This is a genomic window from Nonomuraea sp. NPDC050394, from assembly GCF_044459065.1.
Lineage (GTDB): Bacteria > Actinomycetota > Actinomycetes > Streptosporangiales > Streptosporangiaceae > Nonomuraea.
Genome location: NZ_JBITIO010000003.1, coordinates 452,154 through 473,994 on the forward strand (window position 1 = coordinate 452,154; position 21,841 = coordinate 473,994).

The following is a 21,841-nucleotide window of genomic DNA, read 5'->3' on the forward strand; positions in this document are numbered from 1 at the left end:
GGAGCGGCCCCTACGATCACTTCTTGGGCGCGATGACCTGGACGATGGCTCCGAGGTTGCCGGGCAGGGGGCTGACCAGCTTGAACTGGACGCCCAGCGCCTTGCCCTCGTCACCCGGGTTGCCGGTGCCGAGCTTGTGGCCGTGGCCCATGTCGGTCCCGTACAGGTCGGGGGCGGGGGTGCCGTCGAAGTTGACGACGCGCGTGCTGTACTGCTGGTCGCCCTTGGCGGGGACGACCGCCGAGGCGTCGAAGTCGCGGTAGAACAGCGAGCCGTTCTGCAGCTCGAAGCCCGGGTACCAGGTCTTCGCGTCGGTGAAGTTCGGCACGCCCTTCAGCGCGGCGATGTCCGAGCAGTACTCGCTGAACGGCTCGTCCGGCGCCTCCAGGCACTCCTTGAACGGGTAGGTCTTGTTGAAGGAGAACGCGGCGTTGGAGGTCTGGGAGCGGCCTTCCAGGTTCTTGTTGCGGCTCGGGTCCTTGGCCGCCGCGGTCCCGGTACGGCGCAGCGGCTCGTAATGGGAGTCCACGACCAGCAGGCTGCCCTTGGCTCCGATGCTGGGCAGCTGCTCCAGGCTCGGGATGATCACGTTGTTGGTGTAGGTCGAGTCGCGGAGCCAGACCAGCAGGCCGGGCGCGTTGTACTTGACCTTCTGCACCTTCCAGGCGCCGTCGCGCGAGTAGGTGGTGTCGTAGGCGTACTGCAGGCCCTTGTCGAAGCCGTCGAAGTTACGCCACTCGGCGAGGTAGAAGCGGGAGATCTCGCGCGAGCCGTTGTTCACGGTCCAGCCCTGGCCGCTGGTGTTGGTGAACGTGCCGCCGGTGGCCTTCCAGCCGTTCTCGCCGCCCTCGACGTCGTCGCTCCAGACGGCGGTGCCGCCGTTGGTGAGCTGGAAGTCGTCGGCGTGCCAGCCGCGCGGGGTGGAGGCGGCGTCGGTGTTGTAGGCCAGGCGCAGCTTGACGGTCTGGCCGGCGAACGGGGTCAGGTTGACGTAGTCGTGCCGCCAGCCGTCGGTGTTGCCGGTGAGGCCGTACTTCTTGTTGCCGAAGGTCTTGAGGTTCTTGTTCGGGTCCGGGTAGTCGTCCGGGGTGGTGACTTCCTGGCCGGCCTCGTTGAAGACCTTCTGCTGGGTCCAGGTGTTGCCGCCGTCGGTGGAGACCTCGACGAAGCCGTAGTCCCAGTCGGCCTCGATCTCGTAGTTGTTCCACATCCAGAAGCGCAGGTCGCTTCCGGCGGGCACCTGCACGTCGCGGGTGACCTTGACGTTGGCCCACTCCTGGTCCATGCCGGACCACCAGGCGTTGGTGCCGCTGTGGGCGTCGATCATCTTCAGCGGCTGGCTGGCCAGGTTGACCCGGATGCCGTCGGCGGTGAGCTTGGGCGTGCGCGAGGACTGGCCGACGGTGACGAGCTTGCTCGCGTCACCGGGGTTGAGCGTCTTGGGGTTGGCCCAGCCGAGGACCCACTTGTCCCACAGGCCCATGTGCGTCGGCATCGACTGGAAGATCGGGCCGGAGTGCGAGCCGCTGGACATCAGGTCCCAGAAGTCGACGGCGGAGCTGCCCGCGCCGCTGGTGTCGTACAGGTCGGGCAGGCCGAGGTCGTGGCCGTACTCGTGGGCGAAGACGCCGACGCCGGAGTCCTCGGGCTGCACGATGTAGTTCGAGATCTTCTTGTCCGTGCCGGGGACCTGGTAGCCGCCGGCGACCGCGCTGGAGTGCGCCCAGATCGCGTAGGTGCCCTCCTTGCCGCCGTCGGAGGACTTGTCCTTGCCGGCGTGGACGAGCACGAGGTGGTCGATCACGCCGTCGGGCTCGGCGAAGTTACCGTCTCCGTCGGCGTCGGAGGTGTCCTCCTGGTCGTACTCGGCCCAGTTGAAGCCGGGCTGCGTCTGCGCCAGGACGTTGACCGCGTCGATGGCGAGCTGGCCGGCGCCCAGCGGGTTGTCCGGGTGGCCGGACATGTCCTGGGGAGCGCCACCGCAGGCGGCCGCGCCGTACCACGCCTCGGAATGCGGGGCCTTGATCCAGCCGACGGCGGAGCCGGTGACGGAGTAGGCGCCCTTGGACATCTCCTCGTACATCTTCTTCATGGTGTGGCCGGAGATGTCGATGCCGGGCCGGCCGTCGCGCGGGTCCTTGAGGTCCTTGCGCACGCGCTCGGTGATGCCCTTGTCGGTGTAGAGCATCTTGTTGAAGTGCGCGGGGCTGAAGTCGGGAACCCAGAAGGAGTTGTTGTCCTTCTGGGGCAGGCTCGCCGGGTCGGGGATGTTGTTGTGGAGCGGGCCGTTCATCTTGGTGCCCGGAGGCTCCACGACGCAGTCGTCGGGGGCGCTGTCGGGAGTGCGCAGGCGGTTGTAGCCGGAGAAGTCGTCGTTGGCGTTCTCGTTGAACTCCACGAGCAGGGTCAGCAGCTTGGCCGTCTTGGTCTGCTTCGACTTCTTGAAGATCCAGTCGGCGGGGTTGCGGCCGGTTCTGATGGCCTCGTTCTCCCGGGCGGCCAGGACACGGCCGGCGACCGGGTTGCCGCTGGTGAACTTCTGGTCGAACTTCTGCGCGGGGGAGAGGCTGCGGGCGGCGGGCGAGCCCGGCGCCGGCGGCTCCGAGAGGGGCTTCTCCACCCGGGGCGGCGCGTAGTTGATGTAGGCGTCTGCCGCGCTGGGGACGTACCTCGCGATAGAGGCGTCCGCGGGTGCGACGGCGAGTCCCGTGGCGATGAGGGTGAGCGCGGGGACTGTGGCTAAGTAGCGTCTGCTTGGCACAAAGCGGACGCTAAGCCCAAGGTCAAGTGATCGTAAAGCCCTTTCGGGAAATGTGATGTATCAGTGGGGTATTTCAGAACAGCAGAAGCACGGCTAGTGTGCCGCCCGCAATAGCGCCGCCATAACAGAGCAGCGCGATGAACACGTCGAATCTGGCCACGCCCAGAAGTTCTTCACTGGTGTGCCGGATCCGGTGCGCCGCGTGAAACAGGCACAGGACGATGACGGCCACCAGGGCCAGCCGTACCGGAACCGGGTCAAGAAGCGCGGTCAGATGCGGCGTGGACGGCCAGTCGAGCACGCCGAGCGGCATGAGCACCCCGAACAGCAGCACCAGCACGGGCAGCAGGAGCGCGGCCACCACTCCCCCGCCGCTGAACAACAGCCACAGATAGGGCTCGGCCGTGCGCCGCCGGCTCATGGCGTCCTCAGCACGAAGTAGGCGATGACCGCCGAGATCAGCAGCCAGGCGGAGTGGTTGCCGCCCTGGATCATCCAGGCGGGCAGGCGGTAGCCGTCCAGCCGGACGACGGTGGCCTTGGGGGCCAGGTTCAGGAACGTCACCGCGTGGAAGGTCGTGGCTGCCAGCGCGACCACGTTGAGCGCGATCACCCACGGCTGCCCGGCGAAGGCGGCCGGGTCGCCGCCGTTCAGCACGGCGTCGATGACGACCATCAGGAAGACGATCGCCCACGCCACGAACACACTGGTCAGCTCGCGCGCCACGAACAAGGCGCAGGTGCGGTTGCGCAGGAACCACGCGTGGTCGCGCGGCGGCCGGTACGCCGTCGTCATCGCCTGCTCCACGGGAGGATGGACCGCATCGCGGCCGTGACCTTGTAGCGCTGGATCGCCTCGGCCGGATCGACGTGCTTGGGGCAGACCCGGGTGCATTCGCCGACGAACGTGCACCCCCACACCGCCTCGTTCAGGTTGAGCAGGTCGAAGCGGTCGCCCATGTCACGCGAGTCGAGCTCGTAGCGCTGGGCCAGCGCGATCGCGGCCGGGCCGAGGAAGTCGGGGTCGAGCACGTAGACCGGGCAGGCCGAGTAGCAGAGCATGCAGTTGATGCACATCGAGTACTGCTTGTACGCCTCCAGCTGCGCCGGGGTCTGCGCGTGCTCGGTCGTCAGCGGCAGCTCCTCACCCTCCCTGATCAGCCACGGCTTCACGTGCCGCAGCTTGTCGAGGAAGTCGTCGACCTCGACCACCAGGTCGCGGATGATCGGGAAGCCCTTGAGCGGCTCGATCCTGATCGGCCCGTCGCCGAACTCGGTGAAGAACGTGCCGCAGGTCAGCCGGGGCTCGCCGTTGACGTTCATGCCGCACGAGCCGCAGATGCCCATCCGGCACGACCATCGGAACGACAGCGTCCCGTCGAGCTGGTCCTTGATGTAGTTGAGCCCGTCGAGCACCGCCCAGTCGTCCATGAGCGGCACGTCGAAGCTCTCCGGCACGGGCACGCTGTCCTGCCCCGGCCGGTATCGGGTGACTTCGAGCGTGATCGTGCGCGTGGTGGCCTGGCGCGCCTCGTGGTGTTTCGCCTCAGTCACGGCCATATACCCTTTCGCCGGGAGGCCAGCGGGTGATCGTCACGGGCAGCAGCCCGACGGACGGCGCGCCGTCGGGCGCGCGGTAGACGAGCGAGTGCGCCAGGAACTCCGTGTCGTCGCGCGCCTCGTAGTCGGTGCGCTGGTGCGCCCCGCGCGACTCGCGCCGGTTGAGCGCGCAGGCGGCGATCGTCTGGGCCACGTCCAGCATCGTGTGCAGTTCCTGCAGGTTGATCAGCTCGGTGTTGAAGGTGGCGCTGGTGTCCTCCATCCGCGCGCCGTCCGCCCGCTCGCGCAGCTCGGCCAGCGTGTCCACCGCCTTGGCCAGCTCGGCGCCGGTGCGGTAGATCCCGGCCGCGCCCTCCAGCGTGTGCTGCATCCGCTCCCGCAGGTCCGCGATGCGATCGCCGCCGTGGTTGCCCTCCCGCGCGCGCTCCAGCCGCCGTCGCTCGTCCTCCCCCTGCGCGCGTACGGCGGGCGGCTCCGCCTGCCGGTGCGCACGGGCGAAGGCGGCGGCGGCCGTACCGGCTCTGCGGCCGAAGACGAGGATCTCGGGCAGCGAGTTGGAGCCGAGCCGGTTGGCGCCGTTGATGCTGACGCAGGCGGTCTCACCCGCGGCGTACAGGCCGGCGATCGGGGTGGCGCCGTCCAGGTCGGTGTGGACGCCGCCCATCACGTAGTGCACGACCGGGCGGACCGGGATGAGGTCGGTGGCCGGGTCGAGGTTCTGGTAGCTGCGGCACAGCTCGCGCACGAACGGGATCCTGGCGTCGATCCTGCCCTCGCCCAGGTGGCGCAGGTCCAGGTAGACGACGGGGCCGTAGGGCGTCTCGACGGTGCGGCCGCGCTGCTGCTCGTGCACGAACGCCTGCGAGAGGCGGTCGCGTGGGCCCAGCTCCATGCTGCGCAGCCTGGGCTTCTCCGTCGGCTTGCCCAGGTCGTAGTCCTGCAGGTAGCGGTAGCCGTCCTTGTTGATCAGCCAGCCGCCCTCGGCGCGGGCCGCCTCGGTGATGAGGATGCCGGTGAACGGCAGGCCCGTCGGGTGGTACTGGATGAACTCCATGTCCTTCAGCGGCGCCCCGGCCCGGTAGGCCAGGGCCATGCCGTCGCCGGTCTTGATGGCGGCGTTGGTGGTGAAGGGGAAGACCCGGCCGCAGCCGCCGGTGGCCAGGATGACGGTGCGGGCGGCGATGGTCTCGATGCGCCCGGTCCTGATCTCGACGGCCACGACGCCGTGGACGCGGCCGTCGTCGACGATCAGCCGGGTGACGTACCACTCGTCGTAGCGCCGGATCTCCCCGTACTTCATGGTGGTCTGGAACAGGGTGTGGAGCAGGTGGAAGCCGGTCTTGTCGGCGGCGTACCAGGTGCGCTCGCGCTTCATCCCGCCGAACGGCCGCACGGCCACCCGCCCGTCGCCCTCCCGGCTCCACGGGCAGCCCCAGTGCTCCAGCTGGATCAGCTCCCGGGGCGCCTCGGCCACGAAGGCCTCGACGGCGTCCTGGTCGCAGAGCCAGTCACCGCCGGAGACGGTGTCGTAGCAGTGCTCGTCCAGGGAGTCCCCCGCCGCGATCACCGCGGCGGCGCCGCCCTCGGCCGAGACGGTGTGGCTGCGCATCGGGTAGACCTTCGACACGACCGCCACGCTCAGCTCCGGGTCGGCCTCGGCGACCGCGATGGCCGCGCGGAGCCCGGCGCCGCCCCCTCCGACGATGAGCACATCGATCATGGGCGTCACTTCCCGTGGTCGGGTTCGATGGGGTCCTTCACCCGCTTGCCGTCGTGCCGGATGGCGGACAGATGGATGCTGCCGTCGTGGTACTCGTGGCGGATCCTGCGGCAGCCGCACTCGAAGAACTGATCCCTGATGACCAGGCCGTAGCCGTCGTCGTCGACGAGGCGCTCACCGCCGGATCGTTTCCCGCAGGGGGCCTGTTCTGGAGTGAAGGGGATTTTGGTGCCCGTCATCGCCGATCTCCCTAGAAAGGCGAAATGTCATCTCCACACAAGCACCACGAGGACCTCCTGAATAGGTCAGATGTCTCTCCCGGTTTGCGGCTGCTCGACCGCCGGGGGCTGGGCCGGCGCCGGCTCGCGGGGATAGTGCAGGTCGAAGGCGGGACGCTCGGAGCGGATCGGCGGGATGCTGACGAAGTTGTGGCGCGGCGGCGGGCAGGACGTCGCCCACTCCAGCGAGTTGCAGTAGCCCCACGGGTCGTCCAGGGTGACCTTCGCCCCGTGCCTGGCGGTCTTCCAGACGTTGTAGAGGAACGGCAGCGTCGATGCGCCGAGCAGGAACGCGCCCACCGAGGAGATCTCGTTGAGCGTGGTGAAGCCGTCGGCGGCGCCGAAGTCGGCGTAGCGGCGCGGCATCCCGAGCGTCCCCAGCCAGTGCTGGATCAGGAACGTCGTGTGGAAGCCGGCGAAGAGCGTCCAGAAGTGCACCTTGCCGAGCCGGTCGTCGAGCATCCTGCCGGTCATCTTCGGCCACCAGAAGTAGAAGCCGGAGAACATCGCGAACACCACCGTGCCGAAGACCACGTAGTGGAAGTGGGCCACGACGAAGTAGGTGTCGGAGATGTGGAAGTCCAGCGGCGGCGCGGCCAGGATGACGCCGGTCAGCCCGCCGAGCAGGAACGTCACCAGGAACCCGACGGCGAACAGCATCGGCGTCTCGAAGCTGAGATGGCCCCGCCACATCGTGCCGATCCAGTTGAAGAACTTCACGCCGGTCGGCACCGCGATGAGGAACGTCATGAAGGCGAAGAACGGCAGCAGCACCTGCCCGGTCGGGAACATGTGGTGTGCCCACACGGTCATCGACAGCCCGGCGATCGCGATCGTCGCCCCGACCAGTCCCATGTAGCCGAAGATCGGCTTGCGGCTGAAGACCGGGATGACCTCGGTGATGATGCCGAAGAACGGCAGCGCGATGATGTACACCTCGGGGTGGCCGAAGAACCAGAACAGGTGCTGCCAGAGCATCGCCCCGCCGTTCTCCGCCGCGAACACCTGGGTGCCGAGCTTGCGGTCCGACTCCAGCACCAGCAGCGCCGCCGCCAGCACCGGGAAGGCCATCAGCACGAGCATGCTGGTCAGCAGCGTGTTCCAGGTGAACAGCGGCATCCGGAACATGGTCATGCCGGGCGCCCGCATGCCGATGATCGTGGTGATGAAGTTGACCGAGCCGAGGATCGTCCCGAGCCCCGACAGCGCGAGACCCATGATCCACAGGTCGCCGCCGAGCCCCGGCGAGTACGTGGCGGTCGACAGCGGCGTGTAGGCGAACCAGCCGAAGTCGGCCGCGCCACCCGGCGAGACGAACCCGGCCAGCACCATGATCCCGCCGAACAGGAACAGCCAGTACGCGACCGCGTTCAGCCTCGGGAACGCCACGTCCGGAGCCCCGATCTGCAGCGGCATCACGACGTTGGCGAACCCGGCGAACAGCGGCGTCGCGAACAGCAGCAGCATGACCGTGCCGTGGATGGTGAACAGCTGGTTGTACTGCTGCTGGCTGACCAGTTGCATCCCCGGCTGGGCCAGCTCGGCCCGCATCACCATGGCCATCAGCCCGGCCACGAGGAAGAACACGAACGAGGTGATCAGGTACAGGTACCCGATGACCTTGTGGTCGGTGGTCGACATCCAGGAGACGATCACGGTGCCCGTACGGCGGCGCCGTACATGCTCGATAGAGGTCTCGCGGACGGTCGTCACGGCAGCTCCCTCCGACGCGGTGCCCCCGATGACCCCATTCCACGCCAACCGCAGCATTGGCGCAATTACCCTTGCGAAGATCGGATTACGGAAGGGCAGAAGATGAAGCGGGTCGCGCTGGTGTGCGCCGGGGTTGTGCTGGCGGGGTTGTTCACGGGGCAGGCGGCGCAGGCGAAGCCGTCCATTCCGAAGAACTTCCTCCTTTATGAGAAGCAGGCGCGCGCCGGCGCGGGCGGCGAGCACTGGATCCTCGTCGAGGGCGGCAAGCACGAGGACGTCTGGAACGCGCAGTGCCGCCCCGCGACCCTCAAGGGCTGGTCGGCGCGGCGTGACCTGACCTATGACACCGAGATCGGCGGCGGCGAGAAGACCAACGCGATCCGCGGCGAGCAGGTGTTCGTCTACACCAAGGCGAGCGGGGCGCGGGCGATGATGGCCGGGATGCGCAAGCTGATGAAGGGGTGCGCGCAGATCAGGGCGAGCGCGCCGCGGATCGGCGACGAGGCCGTGGGCGGGGTGCTGAAGGTCAGGGGCAAGATCCCGCAGACGCAGCAGTTCGTGGCGGTACGGCGGGGCGCGGCCGTGGCCCTCTACTGGGACCTGGCCAACGCCGCCAAGCCCCTGCGGACCATGGCGTGGCACGAGCGGGACGCCAGGCGGATGGCGGCCAAGTTGTGCGCGATCGGCGGCTGCTGACCCGCGCGGACCCGGCGTCTTCTATCCTTCGTAGCGACTCGATCGGAGGAGATCACGTGAACGCACAGCGCGACTACGACACCCTGGTCAGCCGGGGCCTCAAGCTTGACCTCACCAGGGGGAAGCCGTCGCCGCGCCAGCTCGATCTCGCCGACGCGATGCTGACGCTGCCCACGTCCCACGTCGCCAGGGACGGCATGGACGGGCGTAACTACGGCAACCTGCAGGGGCTGGCCGAGCTGCGGGAGCTGTTCGGGCCGCTGCTGCAGGTCCCGGCGGAGCAACTGGTGGTGGGCGGCAACTCGAGCCTCACGATGATGCACGACACGGTGGTGCACGCGCTGCTGAGCCCGGTGCCGGGCGCGCCGGTGCGGTGGGTGGAGGCCGGCGAGATCACCTTCCTCTGCCCCGTTCCCGGATATGACCGGCATTTCACGATCTGCGAGCGGTTCGGGATCAAGATGGTCGCGGTGCCCATGAACGCCGACGGGCCGGACATGGACGTCGTCGAGCGGCTCGTGGCCGAGGACGCGAGCGTCAAGGGCATGTGGTGTGTGCCGAAGTACAGCAACCCCTCGGGGATCGTCTACGGCGACGAGACGGTGCGGAGGTTGGCGTCGATGCGCACCGCCGCCCCCGATTTCCGGATTTTTTGGGACAACGCCTATGCGGTGCATCATCTGACCGAGGACCACGCCGAGATCGCCGACCTGCTGGCCCTGTGCGCCGCGCACGGCAACGCCGACCGGGTGTTCGTCTACGGCTCGACGTCGAAGGTGACGATGGCGGGGAGCGGGGTGTCGTTCTTCGGCTCGTCGCCGGCGAACGTCGCGTGGTTCCTGGCCAACACGGCCAAGCAGTCGATCGGGCCCGACAAGATCAACCAGCTGCGGCACGTGGAGTTTCTGCGCGACGGCGCCGGGGTGGCGGCGCACATGCGCAAGCACGCCGAGCTGATCGGGCCGAAGTTCGCGATCGTGGACCAGATCCTGTCGAAGGAGCTGGACGAACTCGCCTCCTGGACCAGCGCCAAGGGCGGGTACTTCATCACTCTCGAGGTGCCGAACGCGGGGCGGGTGGTGGAACTGGCCAAGAACGCCGGCATCGCCCTGACGCCCGCGGGCGCCACCCACCCGTACGGCCACGACCCGTCCGACCGGTTCATCCGGATCGCCCCCACGTTCCCGAGCCTGGACGAACTCGAACAAGCCATGCAGGGCCTCGTCACCTGCATCCGCCTGGCCGCGACCCCGGCCACCTGACTCGTAAGTCCGCCCCAATCCACGCCGCACGGGCCTGCTGCGCCGCTGTCCCGTGCCGCCGTGAGCCTGGCGCCGCACGAGTCTGCTGCGCCCTTATCCGTTACGGCGCAGCCCAGTGGGCGCCTCCCGCCGTCTCGGCGCGGAAGAGCGACAAGCATGGGTACACCCGCAAGGATCTGACGCTCCGCAGACACCCCACCGCCGGCCCACCCCCGGCGCCGCCCCTGCCCTCATCCCCGCGCCGCGTGGATTCCGCCGACACGCGTGCCCGTGGCCGGATGGGTGTCAGCGGCGGAAGCCGAAGATGTATTCGCGGGTTTCGCTGGGGTGGAAGGACACGCCCACTCCGGGTTCGAAGGCGGCGTTGTCGCGGGTGCAGTAGTACAGGCCGTGCCACACTTCTATCGCGCGTTCCCTGGCCGGGGTTTCGGCGTCGTCGCGTTTGCGGGCGCCGTATGAGCCGACCACGAAGAACGTGCCGAAGATCCAGAAGAGGCCGGTCAGGCAGAACGGCGCCAGCAGTACCTCGCCCCAGGACGCGTTTCCGCCCATCGCGATGACCAGCGCGACCACCAGGTGCACCAGTGCGGCGCCCAGCAGCATCAGGTAGCCCTGGTTGCGGGCCCATGGCGTGTAGTGGCGGCTGGGGAAGGAGAGCCACACCGCGAGCTGGGTCCGGCTCATCGCGCGCTTGGAGACGCCCAGCGCGGGGGCGGTGGGCAGATCATGGACTTGTTTGTCGCCCGGCAGGCGTACCCGTCCGATTTTGTACGTCGTGCCGGCGGCGACGACCCCCGGCACCGAGGCCACCTGATCAGCCTGGGAACACACCGGGCACGTCACATCCACCTGGTGCAGTCTGGCCGGAAGCCGTGGCCAGCGCAAACCGTAAGGTTCTCCTGTGAGCGTGATTGATACCTTGATCGACCGCCTTCCGGACGGACGCGTACTTACCGACCCTGATGTGATCGACTCCTACGCCCGTGACAAGACGTTCTGTGAGCCCGGCAAGGCTCTTGGCGTGGTTCTCGCCGGGTCGCGTGAGGACGTGGTGACCACGCTCCGGTGGGCCAGTGAGCACCGGGTGCCCGTGGTGCCGCGCGGTGCCGGGACGGGGCTGGCCGGGGCGGCGACGGCGGGCGACGGTTCGATCGTGCTCTCCCTGGCCAGGATGACGGCCATCCGCGAGCTGTCGCCGGCCGACGAGATCGCCGTGGTCGAGCCGGGGGTGATCACCGCGGATCTGGACCGGGCGGCGCGCGCGCACGGCCTCATGTACGCGCCCGACCCCTCCTCCTACGAGATCTCCACCATCGGCGGCAACCTGGCCACGAATGCCGGCGGGCTGCGCTGCGTCAAGTACGGCGTGACCCGCGACTCCGCGCTCGGCCTGGAAGTCGTGCTGGCCGACGGCCGGGTGCTGAACACCGGCCGCCGCACGATGAAGGGCGTCACCGGCTACGACCTGACCGGCCTGTTCGTCGGCTCCGAAGGGACGCTCGGGGTGATCACCGCGGCGACCGTACGCCTGCGCAGGGCACCGGAGGCGCCGCCGGCGACGTTCGCGGCCGAGTTCGGCTCGCTGCGCGAGGCGGGCGCCGCGGTGTCGGCCATCATGGCGGCCGGTTGCCAGCCGTCCCTGCTGGAACTGCTCGACCGCGCCACGCTGGAGGCCATCGACGACATGCGCAGCATCGGCCTGGAGGCGGCGACGATGGCGATGCTGATCGGCCAGTCCGACGCCACCGACTCGGCCGCGGCCGTCGCGCGCATGCAGGAGGTCTGCGAGGCGCACGGCGCGGCCTTCGTGGCGGTCTCGTCGTCGCCGGCCGAGGCCGAGGAGCTGATCGGCGTGCGCCGCATGGCCTACCACGCCAAGGAACGCCTGGGCGCCTGCCTCGTGGAGGACGTGTGCGTGCCGCGCTCGGTCCTGCCCGACATGATCGGCGCGATCGAGGCGGCGGCCGTACGGCATGGCGTGAAGATCTGCACCGTCGCCCACGCGGGGGACGGCAACCTGCACCCGGTCTTCATCTTCGACCGCGGCGCCGCGGAACCCCCGCCCGAGGTGTGGGCGGCGGCCGACGAGGTGTTCACCCGCGCGCTCGCGCTCGGCGGCACGCTGACCGGTGAGCACGGCGTGGGACTGCTGAAGAGGCGATGGCTGGCGCTGGAGACGGGCGAGGTCGTGGAGGAGATCCATCACGGCATCAAGGCGGTTTTCGACCCGCTGGGCATCCTCAACCCCGGCAAGGCCATCTGATCTTTTTCCGGTACGGCCACGCCTGGCCGGCCCCCGGATTCGCGGTTGTCCGGCTCGCCGGAGTGATCGGGTAAACGGCTTCTTGACTGGCAGGTGGGGTGCGTTGGCGCCGGGTTAAAACGTGAAAGATCTCTCAGGTCGGCAGACGCACCAACTAGCACACTGGTAGCGTTTTGCCCCATCTATTGATGACTTATGGGGGTCCGACGTGAATCAGTACCAGCCGTTGGCGGCGGACGACCCGCGACGGCTGGGTGCGTACGACATCGTCGCCCGGCTCGGCGAGGGTGGCCAAGGCATTGTTTACCTGGGCAAATCTGACTCGGGTGAGCAGGTCGCGGTCAAGCTGCTGCATCATGCCCTGGCCGCCGATCCGACCGCTCGTGACCGGTTCCTCCGGGAGGTCGCGGTCGCGCAGCGGGTGGCCCGGTTCTGTACCGCTCCGGTGCTTCATGCCGATCTGGAGGGCAGCCGGCCGTACATCGTGAGCGAGTTCGTGGCCGGGCCGTCGTTGCGTCAGCTCGTCGACCAGGAGGGGCCGCGGCGCGGCGCGGCGCTCGAACGGCTCGCCATCAGTACGGCCACCGCGCTCGCGGCCATCCACCGCGCCGGGATCCTGCACCGGGACTTCAAGCCCGCGAACGTCCTCATGGGGCCCGAAGGTCCTGTCGTGATCGACTTCGGTATCGCGCGTGCTCTGGACTCTCCCGGCGCCACGGCAACGGGGATGGCCATGGGGACGCCGTCGTACCTGGCTCCCGAGCAGTTGAGCGGCGCTCCGGTGTCCGAGGCGGCGGACGTGTTCGCGTGGGGCGTCACCATGGTGTTCGCCGCGTCCGGGCGGCCCGCGTTCGGGTCCGACTCGATCCCCGTGGTCATGAACCGGATCCTCCACCAGGAGCCCGAGATCGTCGGGCTGGACGGGACGATGGCCGAGCTTGTGGCCGCCTGTCTCTCCAAGGACCCCGCCGTCCGGCCGACCGCGGACCAGATCATCGTCCGCCTCACCGGCCAGCCGGTCCCCAGCGCCGCCGTCGAGCCCGTCACCGGCCCCACGGCCCAGGTCCGCCCCAACCCACCCGCCCCCGGCCCCCAGCCCGGCCCGCAGCCTGTGGCCGGTATGCAGCCCATGCCCGGCCCTCAGCCCATGCCCGGCCCTCAGCCCGTGGCGGGCCCGCAGCCCATCTCCGGCCCTCAGCCTGTGGCCGGTATGCCCGCTTCCGGGCCCAGCGCTCCTTCCGGCCCTCAGGCCGTGCCAGGGGCCGTCGCCGGTGCTCAGGCGGCGTCCGGTACGGCACCTGGCCCCGGTGCGGCGCCTGGGCCGAACACCCCGGGCCCGCATGCCTCCGGGCCACACGCTCCCTCCGGCCCACACGCTCCCTCCGGCCCACACGCTCCCTCCGGCCCACACGCTCCCTCCGGGCCGCAGGGTCCCGGGCAGGCGCATCCTCAAGGCGGGCAGTTCGGGCCGCCCGGAGTACCCCCGCAGGGTCACCCCACCGCACCTGGACAGCGCGGGGGGCCCGGACCCGGTGTGCCCGCGCAGGGTGGGCCCATGGCGGCCGCGGTCGCCGGGCAGCAGGGGCGCGACGGCGGCAAGGCCGACCCCGCCTCCCGCGGCCGCCGGACGCTGACCTACGCGCTGTCCGGCGTGGCCGCGGTGGCGCTGCTCGTCGTGGGCGGTGTCGTCATCGCCGCGCAGAACGGCCAGACGCCGGTCACGCTGGTCAACGCCCTCGGTTCCGACGAGTCGCCGACCCCGGCGGGCGACGGTTCCGGAGATGCCGGGCAGCAGCAGCCGCCGGTGGTGACGGATCTGCCCGCCGTACCCTCGAATGACCCCACGCAGGGCGAGCCCACCGAGTTGCTCCCGAGCGAGGACCCGACGTTCGAGGAGCCGTCGCTGGAGACGCTGCCGGAACCGGTGCAGTCCAGGAACCAGCAGCCCAACCCGACGAACCCGCCCAAGCACGAGACGCGCCCGTCGGACAAGCCCTCCTCGAAGAAGCCCACCACCACGCCCAGCAAGTCCGAGAACCAGGTGGATCCCGGCGGCGAGACCACCGACCCGCCGTCCGACCAGCCCAAGCCGACCACGAAACCCACGACCAAACCGACGACCAAACCGACGGCCAAGCCCAAGCCGACTCCGAAGCCGACGACCAAGCCCAAGCCGACCCCCAAGCCGACTCCGAAGCCCAGCACCAAGCCGAACCCGTACACGGTCGGCCAGGTCTGCGGCTCCGGCTTCAAGACGGTCAACTCCCACGCGCTGGGCGACAAGGCGACCATCTACCTGATGTACAACTCGGCCCAGGGCAAGAACTGCGTCGTCACGATGTCGCGCCTGCAGTACCCGGGCAAGATGGCGATGAACGCCATCCTCCAGGTCAAGGGCGGCGCCTCCGGCTCGAACCCGGGCTCGTTCACCGCCTACGCCGGCCCGGTCCGCCTGGCCGCGCTCAAGAAGTGCGTCATCTGGGGCGGTTCCTGGGGCAACCTGTCCTGGAAGTCCGGCTGGAGCCACTGCGGTTAGACCCCCTCCCGGCGGCGCCGCTCCCCTCTCCGGGGTGCGGCGCCGCCGTTATTTCCGCCCAGGTGGTACGGCGAGCGGTGTCTTGTTCGTGCTGGTTGGGTCTTCCGCCGGCCAGGACGGCGAGCGGTGTCTTGTTTGCGCTGGTTGGGTCTTCCGCCGGCCAGGACGGCGGCCGTAGGGTAGTTGACGTGATCGTCAAGTCTGAGGTGCTGACCGCCCGTGGCCGCAGGACCAGGGCCGCCCTGGTCGACGCCGGCCGGGAGGCGTTCGCCGCGCAGCCGCTCGACGCCGTCCGCATCGACGACGTGTGCGCCCGCGCGGGCGTCTCCCACGGCACCTTCTACACGTACTTCGACTCCAAGGAGGCCCTGTTCAGGGAGGTCGCCGGGGTGGTGGTGGGCGAGATGTTCACCGCCAGCGTCGTCGGCCCGTCGGCCTCCGGCGCGCCGTACGAACGGATAGAGGCGGCCAACCGCCTCTACCTGCGCGCCTGGGCGGCCAACTCCCGCCTGGTCAGGATGCTCGAACAGGCCGCCACCACCGACGAGAGCTTCGCCGGCCTGCTGCTGGAACTGCGCGAGGTGTTCGTCCGGCGGGGCGCCGAGGGCCTGCGGCGTCTCCAGGACCAGGGACTGGCCGACCCCACGCTCGACCCCAGGCTGACCGCGATCATGCTGGGCGGCATGGTGGAGCATTTCGCCCACGTATGGCTGGACCTGGGTGAGCACGCCGACGAGGCGGCCGCCGTGGACCTGCTGACCAAACTCTGGGCCCGCGCCATCGGCTTGACGCCAACGTCAACTTCACCGCCCTTCCACCCCGGCACGTCCGCCGGACGTCATCCCGCCGAGCCGCTTTCGCCTCCCGGCGCAGACACCCTGGAGCCGCCCCGATGATCACGAGCAAGCTGGACACGGGCGGCGCGGAATACCGGGAGCGGCGCGCGGCGATGCTCGCCAAGCTGGCCGATCTGGACGCCGAGCACGCCAAGGCCGTCGCGGGCGGGGGTGAGAAGTACGTCGACCGGCACCGCGAACGCGGCAAGCTCCTCGCCAGGGAACGCATCGAACTCCTCGTCGACCCCGACTCACCGTTCCTGGAGCTGTCGCCGCTGGCCGCCTGGGGCAGCGACTTCCCGGTGGGCGCGAGCGTGGTGACCGGGATCGGGGTGATCGAGGGTGTCGAGTGCGTGATCACGGCCAGCGATCCGACGGTCCGGGGCGGGGCGTCGAACCCGTGGACGCTGAGGAAGACGCTGCGCGCGTCGGAGATCGCCCTCCGCAACCGCCTGCCGTACGTGAATCTGGTGGAGTCGGGCGGGGCGGACCTCCCGACGCAGAAGGAGATCTTCATCCCGGGCGGGCAGATCTTCAGGGAGCTGACGCGGCTGAGTGCGGCGGGCATCCCGACGATCGCGCTGGTGTTCGGCAACTCCACGGCGGGCGGCGCCTACGTGCCCGGGATGAGCGACCACGTGGTGATGGTGAAGGAGCGCGCGAAGGTCTTCCTCGGCGGTCCGCCGCTGGTCAAGATGGCGACCGGCGAGGAATCCGACGACGAGTCGCTCGGCGGGGCGGAGATGCACGCCCGCACGAGCGGCCTGGCCGACTATCTGGCGGTGGACGAGCATGACGCCCTCCGCATCGGCCGAAATATCGTGAAATCGCTGCGCTGGCGCAAGCTCGGCGCCACCCCCGGAACCACCCACGACCCGAAATATCCGGCCGACGAGCTTCTCGGCATCGTCCCCGAGGACCTCAAGATCCCGTTCGACCCCCGCGAGGTCATCGCCAGGATCGTGGACGGCAGCGCCTTCGAGGAGTTCAAGCCCCTCTACGGCCCCTCCCTCGTCACCGGCTGGGCCACCCTCCACGGATACCCGGTCGGCATCCTCGCCAACGCCCGCGGCGTGCTGTTCAGCGAGGAGTCGCAGAAGGCGACGCAGTTCATCCAGCTCGCCGACCAGTCGCGCACCCCGCTCCTCTTCCTCCAGAACACCACCGGCTACATGGTCGGCAAGGAGTACGAGCAGGGCGGCATCATCAAACACGGCGCCATGATGATCAACGCGGTGTCCAACTCCAGCGTGCCGCACCTGACCGTCACCATGGGCGCCTCCTACGGCGCCGGCAACTACGGCATGTGCGGCCGCGCCTACGACCCGCGCTTCCTGTTCACCTGGCCGAGCGCCAAGTCGGCGGTCATGGGACCGGCCCAGCTCGCCGGAGTGCTGTCCATCGTGGGGCGGGCCTCGGCGACGGCGCGCGGCCTGCCGTACGACGAGGAACAGGACGCGGCCATGCGTGCCATGGTCGAGGCGCAGATCGAGGCGGAGTCGCTGCCGTTCTTCCTGTCGGGCCGCCTCTACGACGACGGCGTCATCGACCCCCGCGACACCAGGACCGTGCTGGGACTGTGCCTGTCGGCGATCAACAACGCGCCGGAGCCGGAACCGCAGAGATATGGGGTGTTCCGTCCATGACCGTGATCACGCGCCTGCTCGTCGCCAATCGCGGGGAGATCGCCCGCCGCGTCTTCCGCACCTGCCGCGAGCTCGGCATCGAGACCGTCGCGGTCTTCTCCGACGCCGACGCGGACGCGCCGCACGTGGCGGAAGCCGATCACGCGGTACGGCTGAGCGGCGTCACCCCCGGCGCCACCTATCTCGACATCTCCCGGATCATCGAGGCGGCCCGGGTGTCCGGCGCCGACGCGATCCACCCCGGCTACGGCTTCCTTTCGGAGAACGCCGCCTTCGCCCGTGCGGTCCTGGACGCGGGCCTGACCTGGGTGGGCCCCTCCCCCGAGTCGATCGCCGCCATGGGCTCCAAGGTCGGGGCCAAACGCCTGATGACCGAAGCGGGCGTCCCCGTCCTGCCCTCCCTGCCTCTGCCCACCCCGAAAGCGACACACCCCGGCCCGCCGGATGGCACGGCGGGCATCGACGCGGCAAAGGCGGAACCAGCGGACGAGACCGGGGCGTACACCGCCGGGGCGGATACGGCGGCCTTGGACATCGGCGCCCTTGGCACGGATGTGCCGGCGGAGGCGCACGTGGGCGTGGCCGACACGGTGACGGCCGGGGCGGACGCGGTGGGCCTGCGCGCAGGGGGCCCTGGCGTCGAGGCGGCGGGGGTGCGGTATCCGCTGCTGGTCAAGGCGTCGGCCGGGGGCGGCGGCCGGGGGATGCGGGTGGTGCGCTCTGCCGGCGAGCTTGAGCGGGAGGTGGCCTCGGCGCGGCGGGAGGCGGAGGCGGCCTTCGGCGATGGCACGGTGTTCGTGGAGCCGTTGCTGGAAGGCGCCCGGCACATCGAGGTACAGATCCTGGCCGACACCCACGGCACCGTCTGGACCCTGGGCGAGCGCGAGTGCAGCGTCCAGCGCCGCCACCAGAAGGTGCTGGAGGAATGCCCGTCCCCCGCGATCTCCGGCGAGATGCGGGACAGGCTCCAGCAGGCAGCCGTCAGCGCCGCCCGCGCCATCGGCTACACCGGCGCCGGCACCGTGGAGTTCCTGGTCAAGGACGACACCGTGGCATTCCTGGAGATGAACACCCGCCTTCAGGTGGAGCACCCGGTCACCGAACTGGTCTACGGCGTCGACCTGGTCAGGCTTCAGTTGCGGGTCGCGGAGGGTGCCGCGCTGCCCGAAGCGGCCCCGGAACCGGCGGGCCACGCGGTCGAGGTCCGTCTGTACGCCGAGGACGCCCACTATGTCCCGCAGTCCGGCACCCTGCACAGGTTCGAGATCGACGGCCCGGTCCGGGTGGATTCGGGGGTCGAATCGGGCTCCGTGGTCTCCACCCACTACGACGCCATGCTGGCCAAGGTGATCGCTCACGGAGACACCCGGATCGAGGCGATCAGGAAGCTGACCGGCGCCCTGAAACACGCCAAAATCCACGGCCTCACCACTAACCGCGATCTTCTCCTCAATATCCTGAAAAATCGGGACTACATCGCAGGCGCCACCCACACCGGCTTCCTCGACCAGCACGATCTCACCGCCACCCCGGAACCCACCGAGCTGGAAGCCCTGGCCGCCGCCCTCGCCCTCGCCGCCGCCAACCGGGCCGGGGCCAAGGTCCTGGCCACGCTGCCCGCCGGCTGGCGCAATGTCCGTTCGCAGGAGGAACGCGCGAGGTTCGCCGAGATCGAGGTGGTCTATCGGCCCTTGCCGGAGGGGGTCACGGTCGTGACGGCGACGCCGTACCGCGTGGTGCTGGAGCGGGACGGGATCAGGCACGCCCACGACGTCGCCCGCTACGGCGACGCCGTCTACGTCGGCTCCGCCCGCCTGACGCCGCTGCCGCGGCTGCCCGAGCCGGTCGAGCACGTGGCCCCGGGATCACTGCTCGCGCCCATGCCCGGTAGCGTGCTGCGCGTGGAGGTCGAGCCCGGCGACCACGTGACCAAGGGTCAGGTGGTGCTGGTGCTGGAGGCCATGAAGATGGAGCATCAGATCGCCGCACCCGCCGACGGCGTCGTCGCCGGCCTGCGCGTGGAAAAGGGGCAGCAGGTGGAGGCGGGCAGCGTGCTGGCGATCATCCAGGAGGGGGACGAGTGAGCAGTCTGGTCCACAAGGAGCTCGACGGCGGCATCGCCACGATCACGCTGGACTCTCCGCCGAACCGCAACGCCCTGTCGGTGCGCCTGCTCGGCGACCTTGAGGCCAGGCTCAACTGGGCGCTGGCCGAGCCGGAGGTACGCCTGATCGTGCTGACCGGCACCGGCCCGGTCTTCTGCTCGGGCGCCGACCTGAAGGAGCAGCGCATCGAACCGGCCGCCGGGGCGGGGGACGCGCCGGTGACGGCGTCCTTCCCGGAGATCCTGGGGCTGATCTGGGAAAGTCCCAAACCGGTCATCTGCCGCCTCAACGGCACCGCGCGGGCGGGCGGACTCGGGCTGGTCGCCGCGTGCGACTTCGCGATCGCCCCGGACACCGCCTCGTTCGCCTTCACGGAGGTACGGCTCGGCGTCGTACCGGCGATGATCTCGGTGCCGGTGCTGCGCAGGATGGACCCCCGGGCCGCCGCCGAGTACTTCCTGACCGGTGAGGTCTTCGACGCCGCCCGTGCCGCGGAGATCGGGCTGCTGACGCGGGCCGTACCCGGGGACAGGCTGGACGCCGAGGTGGCGCGCTACGCCGAGATGCTCCTCAGGGGCGGGCCCGAGGCGCTCGCGATCACCAAGCGGATGGTCCGCGACATCCCGCAGGTGTCGTTCGAGGAGGGCCTGCGGCAGATGACTGCGTTGTCCGCGCAGCGCTTCACCTCGGAGGAGGGCCAGGAGGGCATCGCCGCCTTCGTGGACAAGCGCCCGCCGAAGTGGGTGCCGTGACCCTGCGGGTGGCCAACTGCAGCGGCTTCTACGGCGACCGCCTGTCCGCGGCCCGCGAGATGGTCGAGGGCGGCCCGATCGACGTGCTGACCGGCGACTGGCTGGCCGAGCTGACCATGCTCATCCTGGCCGGCAACCGCCTGAAGGGCCGCCCCGGTTACGCCCCGACCTTCCTCAGGCAACTGGAGGAGGTGCTGGGCACCTGCCTGGACCGAGGCATCAAGATCGTCTCGAACGCCGGCGGACTCGACCCGGAGGGCTGCGCCGCCGCCGTCACCGACCTGGCCGATCGCCTGGGGCTACACGCCTCCGTGGCCGCGGTCAGCGGCGACGACCTCACCGGCCGCGACCTCGACCTCACGAACGCCGACACCGGCGAGAAGCTCGACGCCACCCCGCTGACCGCCAACGCCTACCTCGGCGGGCGCCCCATCGCCGCCGCCCTCACGGCCGGCGCCGACGTGGTGGTGACCGGCCGCGTCACCGACGCCGCCCTGGTCACGGGCCCCGGCATCTGGCGGTACGGCTGGCGCCCCACCGACTACGACGCGCTCGCCGGTTCGGTGGCGGCCGGGCACGTCATCGAGTGCGGCTGCCAGGCCACCGGCGGCAACTACGCGTTCTTCACCGAGATCCCCGGCCTGGCGCACTGCGGCTTCCCGATCGCCGAACTGGAGCCCGACGGCTCCTCGGTGATCACCAAGCACCCGGGCACCGGCGGCGCCGTCACGGTCGGCACCGTGACCGCACAGCTCCTGTACGAGATCGCCGCCCCCCGCTACCTCGGCCCCGACGTCACCGCCCACTTCGACACCATCACGCTGGAGCAGGAGGCGCCCGACCGGGTCCGCGTCAGCGGCGTACGCGGCTCGGCGCCGCCGGACACGCTGAAGGTGGCCGTCAACTACCTGGGCGGCTACCGCAACACGATGACACTGATGCTCACCGGCCTGGACCTGGAGGAGAAGGCGCGGGTGGCGCAGGAGGCGATCTGGGCCCGGGTGCCGCGCGAGGCGTTCGACGACGTGGACGTGAGCGTCGATCCGCCACTGCTGCGGATCACCGTCATGTCGGCCGACGCGCGGGTGGCCGGGCGCGCGTTCTCCTCGGCGGTGGTGGAGACGGGGCTGGCCAGCTATCCGGGCTTCTACGGCCTCACTCCGCCGGGGAACGCCTCGCCCTATGGGGTGTACTGGCCCGTTCTCGTGCCCGCCGATTCGGTACGGGCGCGGGTGACGGTGAACGGGACACCGGTGGAGGTACCCGTCGCCGAGCACGCGGCGGGCGGGTACGACGGGGTCGTGGCCGGGACGCCCGCCTACTCCGGTGGTGCGACCGTGCGGGCGCCGCTGGGCAGGGTGGCCGGGGCGCGATCGGGTGACAAGGGCGGGAACGCGAACCTGGGTGTGTGGGTACGATCCGCCGACCGGTACGGCTGGCTGGCGGCGTACCTGACGGCCGACCGGCTCCGGGAGTTGCTCCCCCGGCTGGCCGGATACCGCCTCGACCGGTACGAACTGCCCAACCTGAACGCGGTCAACTTCGTCGTCCACGGGCTGCTGGGGCGAGGCGTGGCGGCCAGCCCGCGGCTCGACCCGCAGGCCAAGGCGCTGGGCGAGGAGCTCCGGGCGCAGCTGGCCGACATCCCGGCGGAGTACCTGACCTGACCGGACACCACGCACTCCGCGACCCGGCATGATCGCCCCCGCCCGGT

General features: G+C 70.0%; 17 protein-coding genes. 9 read left to right on the forward strand and 8 right to left on the reverse strand.

Annotated elements, in window-relative coordinates; translation table 11 throughout:
* Positions 1-16: 16 nt before the first annotated feature.
* The 7 genes from ACIBKY_RS15200 to ctaD all read right to left on the reverse strand — a co-directional run bounded on the left by ACIBKY_RS15200 (position 17) and on the right by ctaD (position 8,031).
* Positions 17-2,761 carry an immune inhibitor A domain-containing protein gene (locus ACIBKY_RS15200; protein ID WP_397097254.1) on the reverse strand — a complete coding sequence of 915 codons (2,745 nt, stop codon included), beginning with the start codon at positions 2,759-2,761 and terminating at the stop codon, positions 17-19.
* Between the two features lie 73 nt (positions 2,762-2,834).
* A complete protein-coding gene (gene frdD, locus ACIBKY_RS15205; RefSeq protein WP_397097255.1) occupies positions 2,835-3,182 on the reverse strand; it encodes a fumarate reductase subunit FrdD in 348 nt (115 codons plus the stop codon).
* Positions 3,179-3,556, reverse strand: a complete 378-nt coding sequence (locus ACIBKY_RS15210) for a hypothetical protein (protein WP_397097256.1) — start codon at positions 3,554-3,556, stop codon at positions 3,179-3,181. Before ACIBKY_RS15210 ends, frdD begins: the two co-directional genes overlap by 4 nt.
* A complete protein-coding gene (gene sdhB, locus ACIBKY_RS15215; protein WP_397097257.1) occupies positions 3,553-4,314 on the reverse strand; it encodes a succinate dehydrogenase iron-sulfur subunit in 762 nt (253 codons plus the stop codon). The genes ACIBKY_RS15210 and sdhB overlap by 4 nt, the downstream gene beginning before the upstream one ends.
* Positions 4,307-6,040, reverse strand: coding sequence for a fumarate reductase (quinol) flavoprotein subunit (frdA, locus tag ACIBKY_RS15220; protein WP_397097258.1), 1,734 nt, complete (start codon positions 6,038-6,040; stop codon positions 4,307-4,309). The genes sdhB and frdA overlap by 8 nt, the downstream gene beginning before the upstream one ends.
* A 5-nt stretch (positions 6,041-6,045) precedes the next feature.
* A complete protein-coding gene (locus ACIBKY_RS15225; RefSeq protein ID WP_184962500.1) occupies positions 6,046-6,279 on the reverse strand; it encodes a hypothetical protein in 234 nt (77 codons plus the stop codon).
* Between the two features lie 66 nt (positions 6,280-6,345).
* On the reverse strand, positions 6,346-8,031 hold the full coding sequence (gene ctaD / locus ACIBKY_RS15230; protein WP_397097259.1) for a cytochrome c oxidase subunit I: 1,686 nt from the start codon (positions 8,029-8,031) through the stop codon (positions 6,346-6,348).
* 102 nt (positions 8,032-8,133) lie between these two features.
* On the opposite strand from ctaD, the gene ACIBKY_RS15235 reads away from it, so the two are divergent.
* Positions 8,134-8,727 (forward strand): hypothetical protein, encoded by a 594-nt coding sequence (locus ACIBKY_RS15235; RefSeq protein ID WP_397097260.1) that lies wholly within the window; start codon positions 8,134-8,136, stop codon positions 8,725-8,727.
* A gap of 56 nt (positions 8,728-8,783) precedes the next feature.
* Positions 8,784-9,989 (forward strand): aminotransferase class I/II-fold pyridoxal phosphate-dependent enzyme, encoded by a 1,206-nt coding sequence (locus ACIBKY_RS15240; RefSeq protein ID WP_397097261.1) that lies wholly within the window; start codon positions 8,784-8,786, stop codon positions 9,987-9,989.
* 285 nt (positions 9,990-10,274) lie between these two features.
* Here the strand turns inward: ACIBKY_RS15240 and ACIBKY_RS15245 are convergent, their stop codons facing one another.
* Complete coding sequence (locus tag ACIBKY_RS15245) at positions 10,275-10,799, reverse strand: hypothetical protein (RefSeq protein ID WP_379613326.1); 525 nt, start codon at positions 10,797-10,799, stop codon at positions 10,275-10,277.
* Positions 10,800-10,890: 91 nt separating this feature from the next.
* On the opposite strand from ACIBKY_RS15245, the gene ACIBKY_RS15250 reads away from it, so the two are divergent.
* The 7 genes from ACIBKY_RS15250 (at position 10,891) to ACIBKY_RS15280 (ending at position 21,794) form a co-directional block, all read left to right on the forward strand.
* Entirely contained in the window at positions 10,891-12,252 is a 1,362-nt protein-coding gene (locus ACIBKY_RS15250) for an FAD-binding oxidoreductase (protein ID WP_397097262.1), read from the forward strand.
* Positions 12,253-12,460: 208 nt separating this feature from the next.
* The gene (locus tag ACIBKY_RS15255) at positions 12,461-14,788 is read left to right on the forward strand and encodes a protein kinase (protein ID WP_397097263.1); all 2,328 of its coding nucleotides are present in this window, start codon (positions 12,461-12,463) and stop codon (positions 14,786-14,788) included.
* 188 nt (positions 14,789-14,976) lie between these two features.
* Positions 14,977-15,684 (forward strand): TetR/AcrR family transcriptional regulator, encoded by a 708-nt coding sequence (locus tag ACIBKY_RS15260; RefSeq protein ID WP_397097264.1) that lies wholly within the window; start codon positions 14,977-14,979, stop codon positions 15,682-15,684.
* A complete protein-coding gene (locus ACIBKY_RS15265) occupies positions 15,681-17,270 on the forward strand; it encodes an acyl-CoA carboxylase subunit beta (RefSeq protein WP_397097265.1) in 1,590 nt (529 codons plus the stop codon). Before ACIBKY_RS15260 ends, ACIBKY_RS15265 begins: the two co-directional genes overlap by 4 nt.
* Positions 17,271-17,272: 2 nt before the next feature.
* Entirely contained in the window at positions 17,273-19,354 is a 2,082-nt protein-coding gene (locus tag ACIBKY_RS15270) for a biotin carboxylase N-terminal domain-containing protein (protein ID WP_397097677.1), read from the forward strand.
* Positions 19,351-20,127 (forward strand): enoyl-CoA hydratase-related protein, encoded by a 777-nt coding sequence (locus ACIBKY_RS15275; RefSeq protein ID WP_397097266.1) that lies wholly within the window; start codon positions 19,351-19,353, stop codon positions 20,125-20,127. The genes ACIBKY_RS15270 and ACIBKY_RS15275 overlap by 4 nt, the downstream gene beginning before the upstream one ends.
* Positions 20,124-21,794, forward strand: coding sequence for an acyclic terpene utilization AtuA family protein (locus ACIBKY_RS15280; RefSeq protein WP_397097267.1), 1,671 nt, complete (start codon positions 20,124-20,126; stop codon positions 21,792-21,794). The genes ACIBKY_RS15275 and ACIBKY_RS15280 overlap by 4 nt, the downstream gene beginning before the upstream one ends.
* Positions 21,795-21,841: the final 47 nt, after the last annotated feature.

What these genes read in the sequence shown, in the direction of transcription:
- ACIBKY_RS15210 (WP_397097256.1), bottom strand. Translation starts at nt 3,556, where the DNA reads ATGACGACGGCGTACCGGCCGCCGCGCGACCACGCGTGGTTCCTGCGC.
- ACIBKY_RS15225 (WP_184962500.1), bottom strand. Translation starts at nt 6,279, where the DNA reads ATGACGGGCACCAAAATCCCCTTCACTCCAGAACAGGCCCCCTGCGGG.
- ACIBKY_RS15235 (WP_397097260.1), top strand. Translation starts at nt 8,134, where the DNA reads ATGAAGCGGGTCGCGCTGGTGTGCGCCGGGGTTGTGCTGGCGGGGTTG.
- frdD (WP_397097255.1), bottom strand. Translation starts at nt 3,182, where the DNA reads ATGAGCCGGCGGCGCACGGCCGAGCCCTATCTGTGGCTGTTGTTCAGC.
- ACIBKY_RS15265 (WP_397097265.1), top strand. Translation starts at nt 15,681, where the DNA reads ATGATCACGAGCAAGCTGGACACGGGCGGCGCGGAATACCGGGAGCGG.
- frdA (WP_397097258.1), bottom strand. Translation starts at nt 6,040, where the DNA reads ATGATCGATGTGCTCATCGTCGGAGGGGGCGGCGCCGGGCTCCGCGCG.